Annotated in this window: 13 protein-coding genes; 7 read left to right on the top strand and 6 right to left on the bottom strand. The window is 63.8% G+C overall.

The genetic code is table 11. From position 1 onward, the window contains the following. The first annotated feature begins 28 nt into the window (after positions 1-28). The 4 genes from EK416_RS14885 (at position 29) to EK416_RS14900 (ending at position 6,391) form a co-directional block, all read left to right on the top strand. The gene (locus tag EK416_RS14885; protein WP_164730045.1) at positions 29-1,264 is read left to right on the top strand and encodes an N-acetylmuramoyl-L-alanine amidase; all 1,236 of its coding nucleotides are present in this window, start codon (positions 29-31) and stop codon (positions 1,262-1,264) included. A 215-nt stretch (positions 1,265-1,479) separates the two neighbouring features. Then, positions 1,480-4,233, top strand: a complete 2,754-nt coding sequence (locus tag EK416_RS14890) for a penicillin-binding protein 1A (RefSeq protein WP_127079805.1) — start codon at positions 1,480-1,482, stop codon at positions 4,231-4,233. Positions 4,234-4,588: 355 nt separating this feature from the next. Beyond that, a protein-coding gene (gene prfB, locus EK416_RS14895; protein ID WP_127078839.1) for a peptide chain release factor 2 occupies positions 4,589-5,720 on the top strand; the annotation gives its coding sequence in 2 pieces (ribosomal slippage) (positions 4,589-4,657 and positions 4,659-5,720; 1,131 coding nt in all). Beyond that, entirely contained in the window at positions 5,720-6,391 is a 672-nt protein-coding gene (locus EK416_RS14900; protein ID WP_127078841.1) for an HAD family hydrolase, read from the top strand. The genes prfB and EK416_RS14900 overlap by 1 nt, the downstream gene beginning before the upstream one ends. On the opposite strand, the gene pyrF is transcribed toward EK416_RS14900, so the two are convergent. Then, on the bottom strand, positions 6,386-7,102 hold the full coding sequence (pyrF, locus tag EK416_RS14905) for an orotidine-5'-phosphate decarboxylase (protein WP_127078843.1): 717 nt from the start codon (positions 7,100-7,102) through the stop codon (positions 6,386-6,388). The genes EK416_RS14900 and pyrF overlap by 6 nt on opposite strands. 220 nt (positions 7,103-7,322) lie before the next feature. On the opposite strand from pyrF, the gene EK416_RS14910 reads away from it, so the two are divergent. Continuing rightward, entirely contained in the window at positions 7,323-8,480 is a 1,158-nt protein-coding gene (locus tag EK416_RS14910; protein WP_127078845.1) for an acyl-CoA dehydrogenase family protein, read from the top strand. Positions 8,481-8,482: 2 nt separating this feature from the next. Next, entirely contained in the window at positions 8,483-9,280 is a 798-nt protein-coding gene (locus EK416_RS14915; protein WP_127078847.1) for an enoyl-CoA hydratase/isomerase family protein, read from the top strand. Positions 9,281-9,286: 6 nt separating this feature from the next. On the opposite strand, the gene EK416_RS14920 is transcribed toward EK416_RS14915, so the two are convergent. From EK416_RS14920 to EK416_RS14940, 5 genes are all read right to left on the bottom strand, one after another. Next, positions 9,287-11,074, bottom strand: a complete 1,788-nt coding sequence (locus tag EK416_RS14920; RefSeq protein ID WP_127078849.1) for an aminopeptidase P family protein — start codon at positions 11,072-11,074, stop codon at positions 9,287-9,289. Positions 11,075-11,182: 108 nt separating this feature from the next. Next, positions 11,183-12,058, bottom strand: coding sequence for a 50S ribosomal protein L11 methyltransferase (locus EK416_RS14925; protein ID WP_127078851.1), 876 nt, complete (start codon positions 12,056-12,058; stop codon positions 11,183-11,185). A gap of 156 nt (positions 12,059-12,214) precedes the next feature. Further along, positions 12,215-13,570 (bottom strand): TMEM143 family protein, encoded by a 1,356-nt coding sequence (locus EK416_RS14930; protein WP_164730046.1) that lies wholly within the window; start codon positions 13,568-13,570, stop codon positions 12,215-12,217. 78 nt (positions 13,571-13,648) lie between these two features. Beyond that, positions 13,649-14,251, bottom strand: coding sequence for a hypothetical protein (locus EK416_RS14935; protein WP_127078855.1), 603 nt, complete (start codon positions 14,249-14,251; stop codon positions 13,649-13,651). 75 nt (positions 14,252-14,326) lie between these two features. After that, on the bottom strand, positions 14,327-16,084 hold the full coding sequence (locus EK416_RS14940; protein WP_127078857.1) for a beta strand repeat-containing protein: 1,758 nt from the start codon (positions 16,082-16,084) through the stop codon (positions 14,327-14,329). A 296-nt stretch (positions 16,085-16,380) separates the two neighbouring features. On the opposite strand from EK416_RS14940, the gene EK416_RS14945 reads away from it, so the two are divergent. Beyond that, positions 16,381-18,714, top strand: a complete 2,334-nt coding sequence (locus EK416_RS14945; protein WP_127078859.1) for a Tex family protein — start codon at positions 16,381-16,383, stop codon at positions 18,712-18,714. Positions 18,715-18,717 lie beyond the last annotated feature (3 nt).

Below are 18,717 nucleotides of genomic sequence, written 5' to 3' on the forward strand. Positions count from 1 at the left end.
TAGGACGGGATGCAAGGGGCATCGAACCATGAAAACCGGCCTGAGACCTTCATCGGCTTTCGCGGCGTGCTGCGCTTTCCTCGTCCTCCTTTTCATGAGCGCCGCGCATGCCGAGGACATCGTGGTGAGCGCCCAAATTGGCGGCGACAGCCAGCGCACGCGCTTCGTCGCCTTCATATCCAAAGCGGTCGAGTTCCGCATCTTCACCATGGCCGATCCTTACCGGATCGTGATCGACATGCCGGAGAGCGACATTCAGGTGCCCGCCGGCAAGGGGCGAGGGCTTATCTTCTCATCCCGGTCGGGCCTCCTCGCGCCGGGCAAGTCGCGCATCGTGATCGACCTCGCCGAACCGGCGCTCATAGAGAAGTCCGAGCTGTTGCCGCCCGAGAACGATCTTCCGGCCCGACTCGTGATCGACCTCGCCCGCACAACCCACAGATCGTTCCTCGCCTCCGCGAAGGCTCCACCGCCCCCGCCAAAGGTGGAGGAGGCGCAAAGCGGCGCCTTGAAGCCGGACGCCGGAGACAAGCGGCCGATCATCGTGATCGATCCCGGACACGGGGGCATCGATGCGGGAGCCATCGGCCGAGCCTCGAATACACCTGAAAAGGACGTCACCTTCGACTTCGGCAAGAAGCTTGCCGCGAAGCTCGAAGCCACGGCTCGCTATCGCATCCTCCTGACGCGAACGTCGGACGTGTTCGTTTCCCTCGACGATCGCGCGGCAATGGCCGTCAAGGCGAAGGCTGACCTTCTCATCTCGATCCATGCCGATGCGCTCGATCCGAAGCGTCTGGGCGTGAAGGCGCTGAAGGAGGTTCGCGGCGGTACGATCTACACCCTGTCGGAGGAAGCCTCCGACGAGCAGGCGAGCGTCATCGCGCAGAACGAGAACAAGGCCGACGTTCAGGCCGGCGTGGCAAGCGAGCAGACCGCGCCGATCCTTTCCGAGGACATCGCGTCTATCCTCAACGATCTCGAAAACCGGTTCAAAAAAAACCGCTCGACCGCCATCGCGCATTACCTCATCGACCACATGAAGGAAAAGATGAAGTTCAACATCCGGCCACAGCGCTCCGCAAACTTCCGCGTGCTGAAAGCGCATGGCGTGCCCGCGATCCTTATCGAACTCGGTTATCTCAGCAATGAAGACGACGAGAAGCTCCTTATCTCGGAAGACTGGCGTACAGCGATCTCTTCGGTTCTCGGAGAGGCGGTCAACGCATTCATGGCGGAACGGCAGGCGCATATTCCCTTGTAGGAAAGCGGACCGGCACCGCTACGCACCGTAGCGCCCTCCTGCGTTAACCTGCGGTTGTGCAGGATATGATGTTGTGGTTTAGCCGGGCGGTTCGAGGATTGTATGCTGTCACAATTTGGGCATGCCGTTATGCTCGTGATGGCAGCGCCTGAATCCCTCCGGTCGCTTTGTTTGGTCTGATCGTGGAAACGGCCGAATAATCAAGCGTGGAACTGATGCAAAGCAAGTCGCCTGTACTGCCGCCTCCCGTGAAGAAAAAGCGCCACAGGAGTCTCTTCCTGAGCTTTCTCGGGTTTGCGTTCACCGCAGGTGTTTTCATATTCATCGCCGCCTCGGCGGGAGCGGCTTATTTCCTCTGGACGATTTCGCAAGATCTTCCGGATTACGACAAGCTTGCGAATTACAAGCCGCCGGTCATTACGCGCGTGCACGCCGGCGACGGTCGCCTGATCGCGGAGTTCGCGAAGGAGCGGCGTATCTACGTGCCCGTTCAGGTCATGCCCAAGCCGCTTATCAACGCGTTTCTCGCGGCCGAAGACCAGAGCTTCTGGGAGCATGGCGGCCTCGATTTTCGCGGCATCCTGCGCGCCGTCTACAACAACCTGACGAAGAACAAGAAGGAAGGCGCGTCCACCATTACCCAGCAGGTGGCCAAGAACTTCCTGCTGACGAGCGAGCGATCCTATCTCCGCAAGGCTAAGGAAGCGATCCTCGCCGTCCGCATCGAGCGCGCCTACACAAAGGAGCGCATCCTCGATCTTTACCTTAACCAGATCTATCTCGGCGGCGGTTCCTATGGCGTCGCAGCGGCGGGCCTCCGCTACTTCGGCAAGGAACTGAACGAGCTTCAGTTGCACGAGGTCGCCTATCTCGCCGCGCTGCCGAAAGAGCCGACGAAGCTTCAGCTCACCACCGCGCGGCCCGGCAGCAAGGCGTTTCAGGACGCGCTCCTGCGCCGCAACGACATCCTGAACAACATGGCCCGCTTCGGCTTCATCAAGCAGGAAGAAGCCGATCAGGCCAAGAAGCAGCCGCTCGAAATGGTGGCCCGCACCGTGGGCCCGTCGACCTTCGCCGCCGAGTACTTCGCCGAAGAAGTTCGCCGCACGCTCGCAGACATGTACGGCCTCGAAGACACCGATGACAATTCGAGCGTCTATGCGGGCGGCTACTCCGTGCGCTCCACCCTCGATCCGGGTCTCCAGATGATGGCGCGCTCCGCCCTGCGCGCCGGGCTCGTCAGCTTCGACCGCAAGCGCGGCTGGCGCGGACCGGTCACGAAAATCGATCTCGCCCTCGCCAGCGATTGGGGAGCAAAGCTCGCCGAGGTGCCCGCGCTGTCGGACGTCGATCCCTGGCGGCTCGGCGTCGTTCTGCAAACCGCGAAGGACAAGGCCGTCATCGGTCTGCAACCGGGGCGCATGCCGAACAACACGCTGGAAACGGAGCGCAAGACCGTCGAGCTTGGGGTCGATGGTGCGAAATGGGCGTTGGAGCGGGTCAGAACCAGAACGAAAGGCCCCGTCGGCGTAAGCGATATCCTCAATGTCGGCGATGTCGTCTATGTTTCCCCGCCGAACGAAATCGACCTCATGAAGGAGCGAGAGCGCAATCCGAAACTCGCGGAAGGCAAGACCGCGCTGCCCGCATGGTCGCTGATGCAGGTGCCGCAGGTTGGCGGCGCGACCGTCGTGATGGACCCGCATACCGGCCGCGTGCTCGCCATGGTCGGCGGCTTCAGCTTTTCCGAAAGCCAGTTCAACCGCGCGCTGCAAGCGCGGCGGCAGCCCGGTTCATCGTTCAAGCCGATCGTTTACGCCGCCGCCCTCGATAACGGCTACACGCCCGCGTCCGTGGTGAACGACGCCGCGTTCTCGGTCGATCAGGGCAACGGACAGGGCGAATGGAAGCCATCGAACTACGACAAGCAGGTGCACGGCCTACAGCCGCTCCGGATCGGTATCGAGAAGTCGCGAAACCTGATGACCGTGCGGCTCGCGCAGGATCTCGGCATGCCGATCGTGAGCGAATATGCGCGCCGTTTCGGCGTCTATGACGACCTTCCGCCATTGCTTTCGATGGCGCTCGGCGCGGGCGAAACGTCGCTCATCCGGCTGACGACCGCCTATTGCATGTTCGTGAACGGCGGCAAGAAGATCAATTACACCTTTATCGACCGCATTCAGAACCGCATGGGCCAGACGATCTGGCGGCACGATAACCGCTCCTGCGACAAGTGTAACGCGGACTCGTGGAGTGGCCAGGACGAACCGCAGCTTGCCGACGAACGCGCACAAATCATCGACCCGATGACGGCCTATCAGATCACTTCGATGCTCGAAGGCGTCGTCGTGCGTGGCACCGGCTCCGTCGTCTGGAAGCGCGTGCAGAAGCCGCTTGGCGGAAAGACCGGCACGACGAACGACGAGAAGGACGCGTGGTTCATCGGCTTCTCGCCCGACATCGCCATGGGCATCTTCATCGGATACGACAACCCGCAGCCGATGGGCCACGGCGAAACCGGCGGCGAGTTGGCCGCGCCGATCTTTGCCGATTTCTTCAAGATGGCGCTGAAGGACAAGCCCGCGGTTCCGTTCCGCACGCCGGCGGACATACGGCAGGTTCGCGTCAACAAGCGGACCGGCCAGCGCACGGATCCAGCCGACCCCGACGCGATCACGGAATACTTCAAGCCGGGCACCGAGCCGCCGGAAGGCTACGCGACCGCCTCGGCCTCCTATCCCGCGGCAGGCGATCCGCAACCAGGCTATGGCGGCGGCCAGCCAGGAGGATACGGCCAACAGGGAGGCTATCCGAGCGAAAGCAGCGGAGGCTGGCGACAGCCGCCTCAGCCGCAATCCGGCGGATGGGGCCAGCCGCAACCGACGCCTCCTGCCCAGCCGGGCACCGTGGGCGGCTATCCGCCTCCCTACGGCCGGACCGCGCCCAGCCCCGGAGGCTTGTACTAGGGGTCCGATTCCGACATTTGCATCCGTCTGCAGCACGCTTGCGAGCAAATGTCGGAACATCATGAGTCTAGTGGAGCTTTTGAATTTGACATTTGAGTCCCGGTGGCTGCGAGCTCTCGCTCAAATGTCAAATTCGCTCCACTAGCCGTTTGCTATCCTATCTGCGTCCGGCGCACTTCTCTGGACGCGGACAGGGTCGGCATTTTGGGCTGGAACTCAGCGCTGCCCGGTGCAATTGTCGGAACTTATTCTCACGGCTTGCGAGCGCGCATAGCACTGGCGCCTTTACAGTTTTGAAATAACCGGGATCGGATGCCAAGGCGGCACTTCGGCTCCTCACAGACGGAACTTCTCCATGCGCCCTGAAACACAAGCCATCGTCGACGAAATCAAGCAGTCCCTCTCGCTCCTGCGGAGGTATCTTTGACTGGGATAAAGCGAAAGCCCGCCTTGCCAGCCTGAACGGGATCGTCGAAGACCCGACGCTGTGGGACAATCCGCAGCGCGCGCAGAAGCTCTTGCGCGAGCGGCAGCACCTCGACACCGCGCTCACCGCCTATTCGCAGCTCGCCGCGCGCCTCGACGACGCGGTCGGCCTCATCGAACTCGGCGAGGAGGAAGGCGACGAGGAAGTGGTCAAGGAAGCCGAGGCTTCACTCGCGGCGCTGCAAACCGAAGTGCAGAAGCGCGAAGTCGAAGCTCTGCTTTCGGGCGAAGCGGACGGCAACGACACCTTCCTCGAAGTCCATGCAGGCGCGGGCGGCACCGAGAGCCAGGACTGGACGGAAATGCTGCTGCGCATGTACATGCGCTGGGCCGAGGAGCAGGGCTACAAGGTCGAACTGATCGAAAGCGCGGCGGGCGAAGAAGCCGGGCTCAAATCCGCGACGATTCAGGTGAAGGGCTCCAACGCCTTCGGCTGGCTCAAGACCGAGTCCGGCGTGCATCGCCTCGTGCGCATCTCGCCCTACGACTCCAACGCGCGCCGCCATACGAGCTTCGCGTCGGTCTGGGTCTATCCGGTCGTGGATGACACCATCGACATCGCGGTGAACGAAAGCGACTGCCGCATCGACACCTATCGCGCGAGCGGCGCAGGCGGCCAGCACGTCAACACCACCGACAGCGCGGTGCGCATCACACACGTGCCCACCGGCATCGTGGTGCAGTGCCAGATGGAGCGTTCGCAGCACAAGAACCGCGCCACCGCGTGGAACATGCTGAAAGCGCGCCTCTACGAGATGGAACTGAAGAAGCGCGAGGATGCCGCGCATGCCGCCGCCGCGTCGAAGACCGACATCGGCTGGGGCCATCAGATCCGCTCCTATGTGCTTCAGCCCTATCAGATGGTTAAGGATCTGCGCACCGGCATCGTGAACACGAACCCGGCTGGCGTGCTCGATGGCGACCTGACCGCGTTCATCGAAGCGGCGTTGGCGCAGCGCGTCCATGGCGGCGGCCCCGTCAAGGTCGAGGATCTGGATTAGTGGCGGCGCAATCCACGCCGCGCCTCCTCATCTTCGACTTCGACGGCGTCATCGCCGACAGCGAGGTGCTCGCCTGCGAGGCGCTTGCCGCCTATGCGGGCGACCTCGGCGCGCCCATGACATGGCAGGAGGCCGCGAAGCTGTTCGTCGGCAAGCGCGCGTCCGACGAGGTGGCCACCATGGAGGCGCTCGCTGGCCGCCCGCTGCCGGACTTCCTGCCCGAGCTTGAGCGCCGCACCTTCGCGCTGTTCGAGCGCTCGCTGCGCCCCATACCCGGCGTTGCCGATTTCATCGCGCGCCATGCGGACATGCGGCGCTGCATCGCGTCGTCGAGTTCGCCGCGCCGCATCGCCCTGTGCCTGCGCGTGATGGGCCTCGCCGACCGCTTTCCGTGCGGCATCTACAGCGCCGAGACCGTAGCGCGCGGCAAGCCGTTCCCCGATATTTTCCTGAAGGCGGCAAGCGAGGAAGGCGTGGAGCCTTGCGACGCGCTTGTGATCGAGGACAGCGCCAGCGGCGTGCGCGCGGCGCTTGCCGCTGGCATGCGCGTGATCGGGCTTCTCGCCGCATCGCATCTGCCGCCGGACCATGGGGCGGCTCTCGTCGCGGCGGGCGCGACCTTCATCGCCCGCGACTACGACGAAGTTTCCAGCATCGTGGACGCGCTATGAAGCGCCCGCGATCTCCGCGACGATGGCACGGGCGGCAGCATTCGGATCGGCGGCGCGGGTGATCGGGCGGCCGACGACGATATAATCCGCGCCCGCGGCGATGGCTTCGGCAGGTGTCGCCGTGCGCGCCTGATCGTCGCCCGCCACGCTCGCGCTTGCCGGGCGAATGCCGGGGGTCACGACCGCAAGCCGCGAGCCGAAGGCGTCTTTCAGCGCGCGCGCCTCCAGCGCCGATGAGACGATGCCGTGAAAGCCCGCCTCGGCCGCAAAGCCCGCGCGGGTGAGCACGAGGTCGCTGGCGGATAGCGTTATCCCCTGATCGGCGAGACTTTCCGGCCGGGCGTTCGTAAGCAGGCTGATGCCGAGCAGCTTGAGCGGCGACCCCGCCGCTCCGCGCACTGCCGCCGCGACGGTCGCGTCGTCCTGCGCGTGCACGGTGAGAAACGCCGCGCCGAGCGCAGCAACGCGCGCTGTCGCGCGCTCGACCGTGGCGGCGATGTCGTAAAGTTTGGCGTCGACGAAGACGCTCGCGCCGGCGCCCGCAAGCCGCTTCACGAGCGCCACGCCGTCCGCCGTCATCAGAAGCTCAAGGCCGATTTTCGCCACCGCATGCGGCAGGGCAAGCCTGTGCCAGAAAGCTGCGGCTTCTTCCGCATACGGGAAATCCAGCGCTACGATCAGTTTCTTTTCGGCTTCGGTCTCGAACGACATCGGCATCCTCGCTTCGTTTTTCGCCAGCGTGCCGGAAAGGCGCGCACGAACCAAACGATTTCGAGCCCGATCATGGCAGCGATGAACGAAAGATGGAGGGCCGTTGCCTGCCACGACACCGCGCACTGCCCATCTCAAGTGCGATTCCTTTTTTTGAAGGACCGTGTCATCCTGAGGAAAAGGTGCTCGCCACCGTGAGAATAAAAAGGGGGAAACCGCGATGCTTCTGACGCCGCAGCATGAGCAGTTGCGCGACCAGGTGGAGCGCTTCGTAAAGAACGAGATCAACCCGTTCGTGGATGAATGGGAGCGCGCGGAGGAGTTCCCCTCGCACGAACTCTTCCGAAAACTTGGCGCGCTCGGGGTTCTCGGAACGAAATACGACGAAGCCTATGGCGGCCTCGGGCTCGACTTCTCCTATTCGGCGACGGTCGCTGAAGCGCTCGGCACCTGCGATTGCGGCGGCGTGCCAATGGCCATCGGCGTGCATTCCGACATGGCGACGCCGGCACTGCATCGCTTCGGCAGCGACGAGTTGAAGCGCGCATGGCTTGCGCCAAGTATCGCGGGCGAGATGGTGTCCTGCCTCGGCGTGTCGGAACCGGGCGCGGGTTCGGATGTCGCGTCGATCAAGACGACGGCGCGGAAAGACGGCAGCGACTACGTCATCAACGGCTCGAAGATGTGGATCACCAACGGCATGAAAGCCGACTGGTGCTGTCTGCTCGCGAACACCTCCGACGACAAGCCGCATCGCAACAAGTCGCTCATCGTCGTGCCGATGGACGCAAAGGGCATCGCGCGGCAGAAGATCCGCAAGCTCGGCATGTTCTCGTCCGACACGGCGCAGCTTTTCTTCGACGATGTGCGCGTGCCGCAAACGAACGTCATCGGCGCGGAAGGCATGGGCTTCACCTTCCAGATGCTGCAATTCCAGGAGGAACGGCTCTGGGGCGCGGCGAACTCGCTCACGATGCTCGACCGGCTCATCGACGCCACCATCGACTACACGCGCCAGCGCAAGGCTTTCGGCAAGTCCATACTCGACAATCAGGTGGTGCATTTCCGGCTCGCGGAACTGCGAACGGAGGTGGAAGCGCTGCGCTCGCTGACGTGGCGCGCGGTGGAGGAATATGTCTCCGGCCGCGACGTGACGAAGCTCGCCTCGATGGCGAAGCTGAAATGCGGGCGGCTCATTCGCGAGGTGACGGATGCGTGCCTGCAGTACTGGGGCGGCATGGGCTTCACCTGGGACAATCCGCTGAGCCGCGCGATGCGCGACGGTCGGCTTGTATCCATCGGCGGAGGCGCGGACGAGGTGATGCTCGGCATCATCTGCAAGCTCGAAGGCACGCTGCCAAGCGGGAAGAAGGACTGAGGATGGCCGACGCTCCGACGACGCTCGCAATCGACCGCAAAGGCGGCGTGCTCACGATCCGGCTCAACCGCCCGGAAGTTCGCAACGCCATGTCGCAGGTTATGCTCGCCGAATTGCTCGCCGCGCTCGCGGACGCGGAAGCGACAGGCGCGCGCGTGGTCGTGCTGCGCGGCTCGGGCGGCCATTTCTGCGCGGGCGCCGATCTCCGCGACATGGCGGCGGCGCGCATGGCTCCCGTCGGCGAAACGGACCCGGTGGCGGCCTCGAACGCCGCGTTCGGTCATGTATGCGCCGCCTATGCCCGCTCGCCTTTGGCCGTCGTGGCGGTGCTGGAAGGCAGCGTCATGGGCGGCGGCTTCGGCCTCGCCTGCACGGCGGATGTGGCGCTTGCCTCGCGCGACGTGGATTTCCGATTGCCGGAAACGTCGCTCGGCGTGATCCCCGCGCAGATCGCCCCGTTTCTCGTGGAGCGGCTCGGTTATGGGCAAGCGAAGCGGCTGGCGGTGACAGGCGCGCGCTTCGGCGCCGATGAGGCGTATCGCATCGGACTCGTGCATCGCGCCTGCGACACGGGTGCGGACCTTGACGCGGCACTCGCCGAAACGCTTCGTCAGATCCTCGCCTGCGCGCCGGGCGCGGTGGCCGAGACCAAAGCGCTCCTGCGGCGCGCGCGGTTCGAGGACGCGGGCGCGCTCGTGAACCATGCGGCCACCGTTTTCGCGAAGGCGGCGCGCGGCCCGGAAGGCGCGGAAGGGCTCGCCGCCTTCATCGAAAAGCGCAAGCCGAACTGGGCGGAGTAAAGACCGCTAAACCTCGGCTGTCGCCGCGTCGAGCCATGCGCGATCCGCGTCATCGAGATGCGGGGAAAGCGCTTGGCGCACGCGGGCGTGATACGCATTGAGCCATTCGCGCTCGGCGGGCGACAGCAACGCCGCATCGATAAGCCGCCGGTCGAACGGCGCGAGCGTCAGCGTCTCGAAACCTTGCATTTCCGTTTCGCCGCCGTCGATCCCCTGCGGCTGCGTCACAGCCACGAGATTTTCCAGCCGGATGCCGTAATGCCCCTCGCGGTAATAGCCCGGCTCGTTCGACAGGATCATCCCCGGCTCAAGCGCCACAGTTCCGCGCGGCGAGATATTCGCCGGGCCTTCGTGCACCGAAAGGAAGCTGCCGACCCCGTGGCCGGTGCCGTGGCCATAGTCCAGCCCCGCATCCCAAAGCGCGCGCCGTGCGAAACTGTCGATGCCCGCGCCCGTGGTTTTCGCCGGGAAGCGCGCCGCCGCGATACCGATATGGCCCTTCAGCACGAGCGTGTAATGGCGGCGCGCGTCCGCGCTCGGCTCGCCGATGGCCACGGTGCGCGTGATGTCGGTCGTGCCGTCGCGATACTGGGCGCCGGAATCGGTCAGATAAAGCGTGCCCGGCAGAAGCGGCTTGTTCGTCTCGGGCGTGGCGCGATAATGCACGATGGCGCCGTTCGCCCCCGCGCCGGAAATCGTGTCGAAGCTGAGGTCTACGAGCTTGCCCGTGTCGCGGCGAAACGCTTCGAGCCTGTCCGATGCGGCGCGTTCATCGACCGAGCCTTGCGGCGCGTGCGCATCGAGCCATGCGAGGAAGCGCGCGACCGCCACACCGTCGCGCAGATGCGCCGCGCGCGCGCCTTCCAGCTCGGTTGCGTTTTTGGCTGCCTTGAAGCGGATGGTTGGGTCGTCGCCCTCAATGGCCTTCGCGCCCGCTACTTTCAGAATGTCGCCCACGTGAAGCGTCGTGTGGGCGGGATCGGCGATGACCTTAGCCGCCGCTCCCACGAGGCGCGGAAGGAGCTTCCAGAGGTCGCCGAGCGGATGCAACGCGGCCAGCGCTTCGAGGGCCGTCCGGTTCTCATCCGTCACGTGACCCGGCGAGACGAACAGTGTCGGCTTGCCTTGAAGCGGCACATAGGCGCGAACAAGCGCAACCGGCGTATGGGAGACATCGCCGCCGCGAATGTTGAACAGCCATGCCACCGCGTCCGGCGCGCTCACGATGAGCCCCGTCGCCTTCCGCGCGGCGATTTCCTTTTGCACGCGCTCAAGCTTCGACGCCGCGCTTTCGCCCGCGAACGCCTCGTCGTGGAAAACGATGGGTGCGAAGGACGGCGCGGGGCGATCCTCCCACAGCGCATCGATGGGGTTTGTCTTGATGGCGCGAAGCTCGAAACCGGCCTTTTCGGCCTCGGCCTTCAGCGGCTTGAAGCTCGCCTGCGTGAACAGCGACGGATCGTACCCGATCACGGCGCCCTCGCCCGCATGCTCGCCGAGCCACTTCGCAGGCGTCGTCTTCGGGAAAAGCTCGACCGCGTAAAGCGCCGTATCCACCTGCGCCTTCGCCTGAAGCGTATAGCGGCTGTCGACGATCAGCGCGGCCCTGTCGGCGAGCACCACCGCCGTTCCGGCCGAGCCGGTGAAGCCCGTTAGCCAGGCGAGGCGATCCCAACACGCGGGCACGGCCTCGTTCTGGAACTCGTCGCCTTTCGGGACGATGAACCCGCTGAGCTTCTCGGCGACGAGACCTGCGCGCAGCGCGGCGAGGCGGCTTTCGTGGGTGTGCGGCATGTGGATGACCCTGACCTTGGTGGGTGGCCATTATTGGGGAATGGGCGGCGAAGTCGCATTATACGAAAGTTGAAGACATGCGCCAAGCCGCTTTGCCAACCGGGCGTTCTAACCCACCCGCCGCAGCGTGAGCGTCGCCCAGCCTTCGAGGTCGCGGCGGCGCACGAGCACGAAGCCCGTGGCGCGATAGCGCGCCACGATCTCGCGGGCCTGCCCCGAGAGCAGCCCTGACAGGATCACCGCACCGCCGATGCGGGTCAGTTCGCGGATGCGCGGCGCGAGCTTCAACAGCGGCTTCGCGAGAATGTTCGCGACGACGACGTCGAACGGCGCCAGGGCATAGGCGTCGCGCGGCTCGTAGCCATCGCCGGTGAACAGCGCGATATCGGCGCCCGCGCCATTGATGCGCACGTTTTCGCGCGCGACTTCCACCGCGATCGGATCGACATCCACGGCCACGACATGCGGCACATGCGCCAGCGCCTTCGCCACGCCGATGGCGAGCACGCCCGAGCCGGTGCCGAGGTCGAGCACGCGATGCACGCCAAGGGGCGAAAGCCGCTCCAGCGCGAGCAGACAGCCTTTCGTGGTGCCGTGATGGGCTGTCCCGAAGGCGCGGCCCGCGTCGATCTCGATGGCCCATTGTGAGGCGATGCGCGCGCGGTCGTGGCTGCCGTGGACGATGAATCGGCCCGCGTGAACGGGCGGCAGCGCGCGCTGCGTCTCGCTCACCCAGTCGGCGTCGGGGATGGCTTCGACCGAGGCTGCGGGCGGTTCGATGCCCGCCTCCGCGAGCGCCGCCGTCGCCGCATCGCCCAGCGCGCCGTCGTCATAGATTTCGACCGACCAGCGCTTCCCGTCCTCGCTCTCAAGCGCAACGACGGGCGTTTCCTCGAAGGCGGGCAGTTCGCCGAGGATTTCGCTTGCGGCAACGGCCTCGCTCTCGGAGACGAAATTCAACACTGTCTTGTGGGTCAATCGCATGGGAAACCTGTTCGGATGGTTGGCGGCCTGCCGCGTCCTTCAGAAACGGGGAGCACCATTCGCCGACGCTTTCAAGCGTCTCTACCTTCCGCGCCCGCCAACAGCATCGAGCCGCAAACAGGACGTGGGTGCACGACGCATTTGATGCAGGCTGATCTAAGCCGATGTGGGGACGGCCCGCCAGAGGGTTTCAAGATGCTCGCGCGCGTCTTCCAGATCGCGGATGCGCGGCGCTCCCGAGTCGTCGGCCACCAGCAGCCCGAGCTTGCGCAAATGGCGGCAGCCGTCTTCGATGTCGAAGTCGCAATTAAGGGAGAACTCGGTCTTCAGAAACCTTTCCGCCTCGGCCTTCGTGGCCTCAAGGCCGAGCTGACCGTAGCGCAGGAGAAGGGCGTAGGTCAGGACGGCCTCCTTGATGTCCTCTTCTTCCGCGTCGTCGTTCAGCGCGGCAAGAACGCTCTGATTGCTGGCGATGTTGTGGAAGTAAAGGCTCTGCGCGAGCTTCGCCATGTATCGCGTGCGCGTGTTGAGGAAGCTCGTAAAGCTGCGGATGATCGCACCCACGGCGCCTGCAATGGTGAAGATGACGAAGAAGACGCTGATCGCGACCGCTGCCAGGAATTTGAGCACGGCCATCGTGATTGCGAAGAGCGTGCTGCCGCCGGAGCCGACCCAGAGCCACAGCTTGTCCAGAAGATTGAACTTGATCTTCGCGTTAGGAAACAGGATTTCGATGTCGCTTTTGGGGATGAGCCGGAAAACCTTGAGGTGCAGCGTCTTGTCCGAAACGCCTTGCAGCATCTTCTGGTTACGGATCTTCCGGACGCGCTTTTCGGCCTTCCGGCGAGAGACTTTATCGACACGCATGATCTCTGCGATGCGCGTCTCCTCCGGTTTCAGCTTCAAGCCGATGAACAGACGCCGGTAGGCCTCCACTTCGACCTCGCGCTCGACGAGCCACGCCGTCTTCCACGAGGTTGCCTTGACCTTGACCCGGACATCGCCACGATAAAAGAGGAGATGAAAGTCGAATTCCTTCAGGTCGACTTCAGCGGCGAAGCCCTGATGATATTCCTTGCCGAGAATGGCTTCCAGTTCGTCCTGATCGATCTGAATGTAATTGGCCGCCGTCGCCGTCTCGACGATCTTCTTCCTGAGCTTGTCCAGTTGCTGCCTGATGGCCTCCGGACTCGGCTCGCTGGTATTGACGGTTTCATCGTCGGGATTGAATGGGTCGTAGAGTTCGACGAGCGTGTCGAGCGACCGCGCCGATTCGACCTGCCTCAGCGCGCAGATATGCTGGAAAACGTCACCGGCAAGCACGCGCTGGCCCGTGTCGAACAGCTTGTCGAGCGCGCGTTTGATGACGTCGCGGCGTTCCACGGAGATGAACTTTTCGGCCACCACCGACGGGATGGCCTGCCCCGGCACGGTGTCGATGCCCGTTTCGGTCTCGATCTGAACGGGCGGAGCCTTCGTCGCCATGCGATCCGCCTCCAGTTGCCCGTCCATCCGCTGCCCTCCGGTTGCAACCATTTGTTTACCCTTTTTCACGGTCGTCAGCAATACGACCGGGGAAACCGCGAACGATCAATTGGCTGGACGGGTCGGAGGCGCTTTCCCGGCGGAGCTTGCCGGCTTGGCCGGTTCGGCCGCTTTCGAATTGGAGGCTTGCGGGTTCTCGACCACGGCGGCTGACGGAGCCACAGCATCCACGATGATCCCTTCAATGCGCCAGACGTTGCCTATTTTCAGGAACAGGAGGTCGTATTGGATCTGAAGCGGCTTGGTCGGGAAATCGCCGACGAGGCGAAGCTGGTTCTGCGGCGTGAGTTCGGGGTTCCTGGACAGATTAGGAGTGAGAACGAGCGCGGCGCTGAGGTTTACGCCGCGGTTCCGCAGGTTGGAGAAGATCGCCGTGAGCTGGGCCTGATCGAAGCGCTCGCGGAATACCGGCGAACCGAGGTCGCGAAGCACGGAATAATTGCCTGTCTGGTTCGCGTGTTGAAGCGCCGCGATGGTCGACTTGATGAGGATGACCACTTCGAGCGTATCGATCGTCATCTTGGGCTGCTCGGCCTTTACGGGCGGCTTTGCGGCGGGCGCGGGGGCCTTGGTCTGCGCCGATGCGGCCGCGACAAAACCTGTGAGGCACGCAAGGCTCAGGCAGAGACGAAACAGGCTCACTCGCATGAGTTCCCTCACAAACATAAAAAGGTTGCCGCAACGCGCGGCAACCTTAAACGGCTTTCGATCTTTGAAATCAACCTACCAGGTGAATTGCACGCCCGCGCGACCGCCGACATTGCTGCGCTCGGTGCTGACGCCCACGCCGCCGGTCAGCGAAACGCGCTCGCCCGCGCCGAGAAGGTTGTTGCCGAGCACGCCCTGCAGGCCGACGCCGAACGCATTCGCGCCCTCGAAATTGCCCCAGTTCACGGACACGCCGAACTTTTCACCGGCGATGAGATCGGGCGTCTGGATCGCCAGCGCGATGGCAACGCCGTCGCGCACGTCCTTGATGCGGTTGTTCAGGACCGCGTCGTTGTAATCGACGTAGGCCTTGTTGGCAGCGTCGGTGCCGACGACCGGCCCCGCGACGCCATGGACGATGTTGTCGCCGAGGTCAACGTAGGTTCCGTTCGTGGCCGTGAACTTGCCATTCACATTCAATTGGCCATTGACGTTGGAAAACCCGTTGACGTTAGAGACGCCGTTCACGTTTGACACGCCGTTGACGTTCGCAAAGCCGTTGACGTTATCGATGCCATTAGTGTTCGAGACGCCGTTCACGTTCACGAAACCGTTGGTGTTCGAGGCGCCGTTCACCGTCAGAAGTCCGTTAACGCTGGAAACACCATTCACATTCGACCAACCGTTGGTGTTCGAAACGCCGTTGACGTTCGACAGGCCGTTCACATTCGCAACGCCGTTCACGTTGTCAAAGCCGTTCGTGTTCGAAACGCCGTTGACGTTCGACAGGCCATTCACATTCGCAACGCCGTTCACATTGTCAAAGCCGTTCGTGTTCGACACGCCGTTCACGTTCGACAGACCGTTCACGTTGGCGACGCCGTTCACGTTGCTGAGGCCGTTGGTGTTCGAAACGCCGTTGACGTTCGAAAGGCCGTTCACATTCGCAATGCCGTTCACATTGTCAAAGCCGTTCGTGTTCGACACGCCGTTCACGTTCGACAGACCGTTCACGTTGGCGACGCCGTTCACGTTGCTGAGGCCGTTGGTGTTCGAAACGCCGTTGACGTTCGAAAGGCCGTTCACATTCGCAATGCCGTTCACGTTGTCAAAGCCGTTGGTGTTCGAAACGCCGTTGACGTTCGACAGGCCGTTCACATTCGCAACGCCGTTCACATTGTCAAAGCCGTTCGTGTTCGACACGCCGTTCACGTTCGACAGACCGTTCACGTTGGCGACGCCGTTCACGTTGCTGAGGCCGTTGGTGTTCGAAACGCCGTTGACGTTCGAAAGGCCGTTCACATTCGCAATGCCGTTCACATTGTCAAAGCCGTTCGTGTTCGAGACGCCGTTCACGTTCGACAGACCGTTCACGTTGGCGACGCCGTTCACGTTGCTGAGGCCGTTGGTGTTCGAAACGCCGTTGACGTTCGAAAGGCCGTTCACATTCGCAATGCCGTTCACGTTGTCAAAGCCGTTCGTGTTCGACACGCCGTTGACGTTCGCGAGCCCTGTCGTCTGAGTGCCGCCGTCAAAAGTTGCAACATCGCCAACCTTCAAGGTGCCGGTGGTTGCGATGCCACTGCCTTTGATTGAGGTTGTCTCGACATTGCCGCCGCTTCCGCTGCTGAAGGTCAGGCCGGTAACCTTATCGGTACCACCACCGGAGAGCACATAAAGCTCTTCATTCGAGTTCGTTCCGACGGTACCAACCGACCACGACGGCACGTTAACGCCATCCACCTTTACGCCATCCGCAAGCGCGGCACCGCTTAACAAAGCGGCCATGCTGACGCCAGCTACCAATGCGGTGAAACCACTTTTGTAAATCATTGGGATGCCCCTCCCTGAAAAAACTCGAGAATATGGATGTCGACTCGAAACGTCCCAATCCAACCCAGAGACGACCTTGCGAAATAAGTCAGCCTTACGCAAGGTCGACAAAACGCCTTGCGATTGAATCAGTCATCATGATGCAATGCCGCAACATCCCTTCGGGTGAGGCGCGAACCCGGATCGCCGCCATTGCGATCTCGTCATTTGAACCGGACGCGCCGCGTTCTGTATGATCGGGCGATTCGCGCCGGCCCCTTCCCGCGCCGGCCCCCATCAGCGGAAGAGCGAGACACATGAAGTCCATCGAACAGCGGATTGCGGAAGAACTTGGCGTGCGCCCGGCGCAGGTGCAGGCGGCGGTCGATCTCCTCGACGGCGGCTCGACGGTGCCGTTCATCGCGCGCTACCGCAAGGAAGCGACCGGCATGCTCGACGACGCGCAACTCCGCACGCTGGAAGAACGGCTGCGCTATCTGCGCGAGATGGAAGACCGCCGCAAGGCCATCCTCGACAGCGTCCGGGAGCAGGGCAAGCTCGACGATGCGCTCGAAGCGCAGATCATGGCGGCAGATTCGAAGGCGCGGCTCGAAGACATCTACCTGCCTTACAAGCCGAAGCGACGCACCAAGGCCCAGATCGCGAAGGAGGCGGGGCTTGAGCCTTTGGCCGACGCGCTGCTGACCGATCCATCGAAGCTGCCGGACGCCATCGCGGCCACGTTCGTCAACGCCGAGAAAGGCGTGGCGGACGTGGCTGCGGCACTCGACGGCGCGCGCGCGATCCTCGTGGAGCGCTTCGCGGAAGACGCGGACCTGATCGGCGGCCTGCGCGAAGAGATGTGGGGGCGCGGACGCCTCGCAGCCAAGGCGAAGGACGACAAGAAGGACACGCCCGAAGCCGCGAAGTTCGCGGATTACTTCGACAAGGCCGAGCCGCTCGCCAAGATGCCGTCGCATCGCATCCTCGCGATGTTCCGCGGCGAGAAGGAAGGCTTCCTCGAACTGAATTTCGAGCCGGAAGATCCGGCGCAGGCCGCGCCCTCCGGCCCGTCGCTCTACGAGGCGCGCATCGCGCGACGCTTCAACATCGCCGACAAGGGGCGCCCCGCCGACAAGTGGCTTAACGACACGGTGCGCTGGGCGTGGCGCACGCGCATTCAGGGCCATCTGTCCGTGGATCTTCGCATGCGGCTCTGGCAGGCGGCGGAGGACGAGGCGGTGAAGGTGTTCGCCGGAAATCTGCGCGACCTGCTTCTCGCCGCGCCCGCCGGAACGCGCGCCACAATGGGCCTCGATCCGGGATTTCGCACGGGCGTGAAGGTGGCCGTCGTGGATTCGACCGGCAAGGTTGCCGCGACGGCCACGATCTATCCGCACGAGCCGAAACGGCAATGGACGGAGTCGCTCGCGATCCTCGGCCGCCTCTGCAAGGAGCACAAGGTCGACCTGATCGCCATCGGCAACGGCACCGCCTCGCGCGAGACGGACAAGCTCGCGGGCGAACTCGTGGCGCTCGCGCCCGAACTGAAGCTCACCAAGGTGATGGTGTCGGAGGCGGGCGCGTCCGTCTATTCCGCCAGCGCCTATGCGAGCGCGGAATTGCCCGACCTCGATGTGTCGCTTCGCGGCGCCGTGTCCATCGCGCGCCGCCTGCAGGACCCCCTTGCCGAACTCGTGAAAATCGACCCGAAGTCCATCGGCGTCGGCCAGTATCAGCACGACCTGTCGGAAACGAAGCTGTCGCGCTCGCTCGACGCTGTGGTGGAAGACTGCGTGAACGGCGTGGGCGTGGATCTCAACACGGCGTCGGTGCCGCTTCTCGCGCGCGTGTCGGGCATCAGCGAGAGCCTTGCGAAGAACATCGTTGCTTATCGCGATCAGAAGGGCGCGTTCAAGCGCCGCGCCGAGCTTCAGGAGGTGCCGCGCCTTGGCCCGAAAGCGTTCGAGCAGGCGGCGGGCTTCCTGCGCATTCCGAATGGCGACGACCCGCTGGACGCGTCGTCCGTACACCCTGAATCCTATCCGGTGGTGCGCAAGATCGTGTCGGTGGCGAAGGTGGACATCAAGACGCTCATCGGCAACGCGCCGGTGCTGCGCGGACTTCAGCCGAAGCAGTTCGCGGATGAGAAATTCGGCCTGCCGACCGTGACCGACATCCTTCGCGAGCTTGAGAAGCCCGGCCGCGACCCGCGCCCCGCCTTCAAGACCGCGACCTTCCAGGAAGGCGTGGAGAAAATCTCCGACCTGAAGCCCGGAATGGTGCTTGAAGGCGTGGTGACGAATGTGGCCGCGTTCGGCGCATTCATCGACATCGGCGTGCATCAGGACGGGCTGGCGCATGTCTCCGCGCTGTCGAAGACCTTCGTGAAAGACCCGCGCGACGTGGTGAAGCCGGGCGACGTCGTGCGCGTGAAGGTGCTGGAGGTGGATGCGCCGAGGAAGCGCATTTCTCTGACGCTGCGCCTCGACGATCCGATCGGCGCCGAGACCGCGCGCCCGCAGGGCGGCGGGCAGCGCCCCCCCGCGCCGAAGAAGATGACCGCCGCGCCGAAGGGCGGGCGGCCAGAAGCGGGCGGCGGCGCGTTCGCGGATGCCTTCCGCAAGGCCGGACTTGCCGGGCGGAAGTAGCGA

Origin of the sequence: Rhodomicrobium lacus (assembly GCF_003992725.1) — a bacterium.
Taxonomy (GTDB): domain Bacteria; phylum Pseudomonadota; class Alphaproteobacteria; order Rhizobiales; family Rhodomicrobiaceae; genus Rhodomicrobium; species Rhodomicrobium lacus.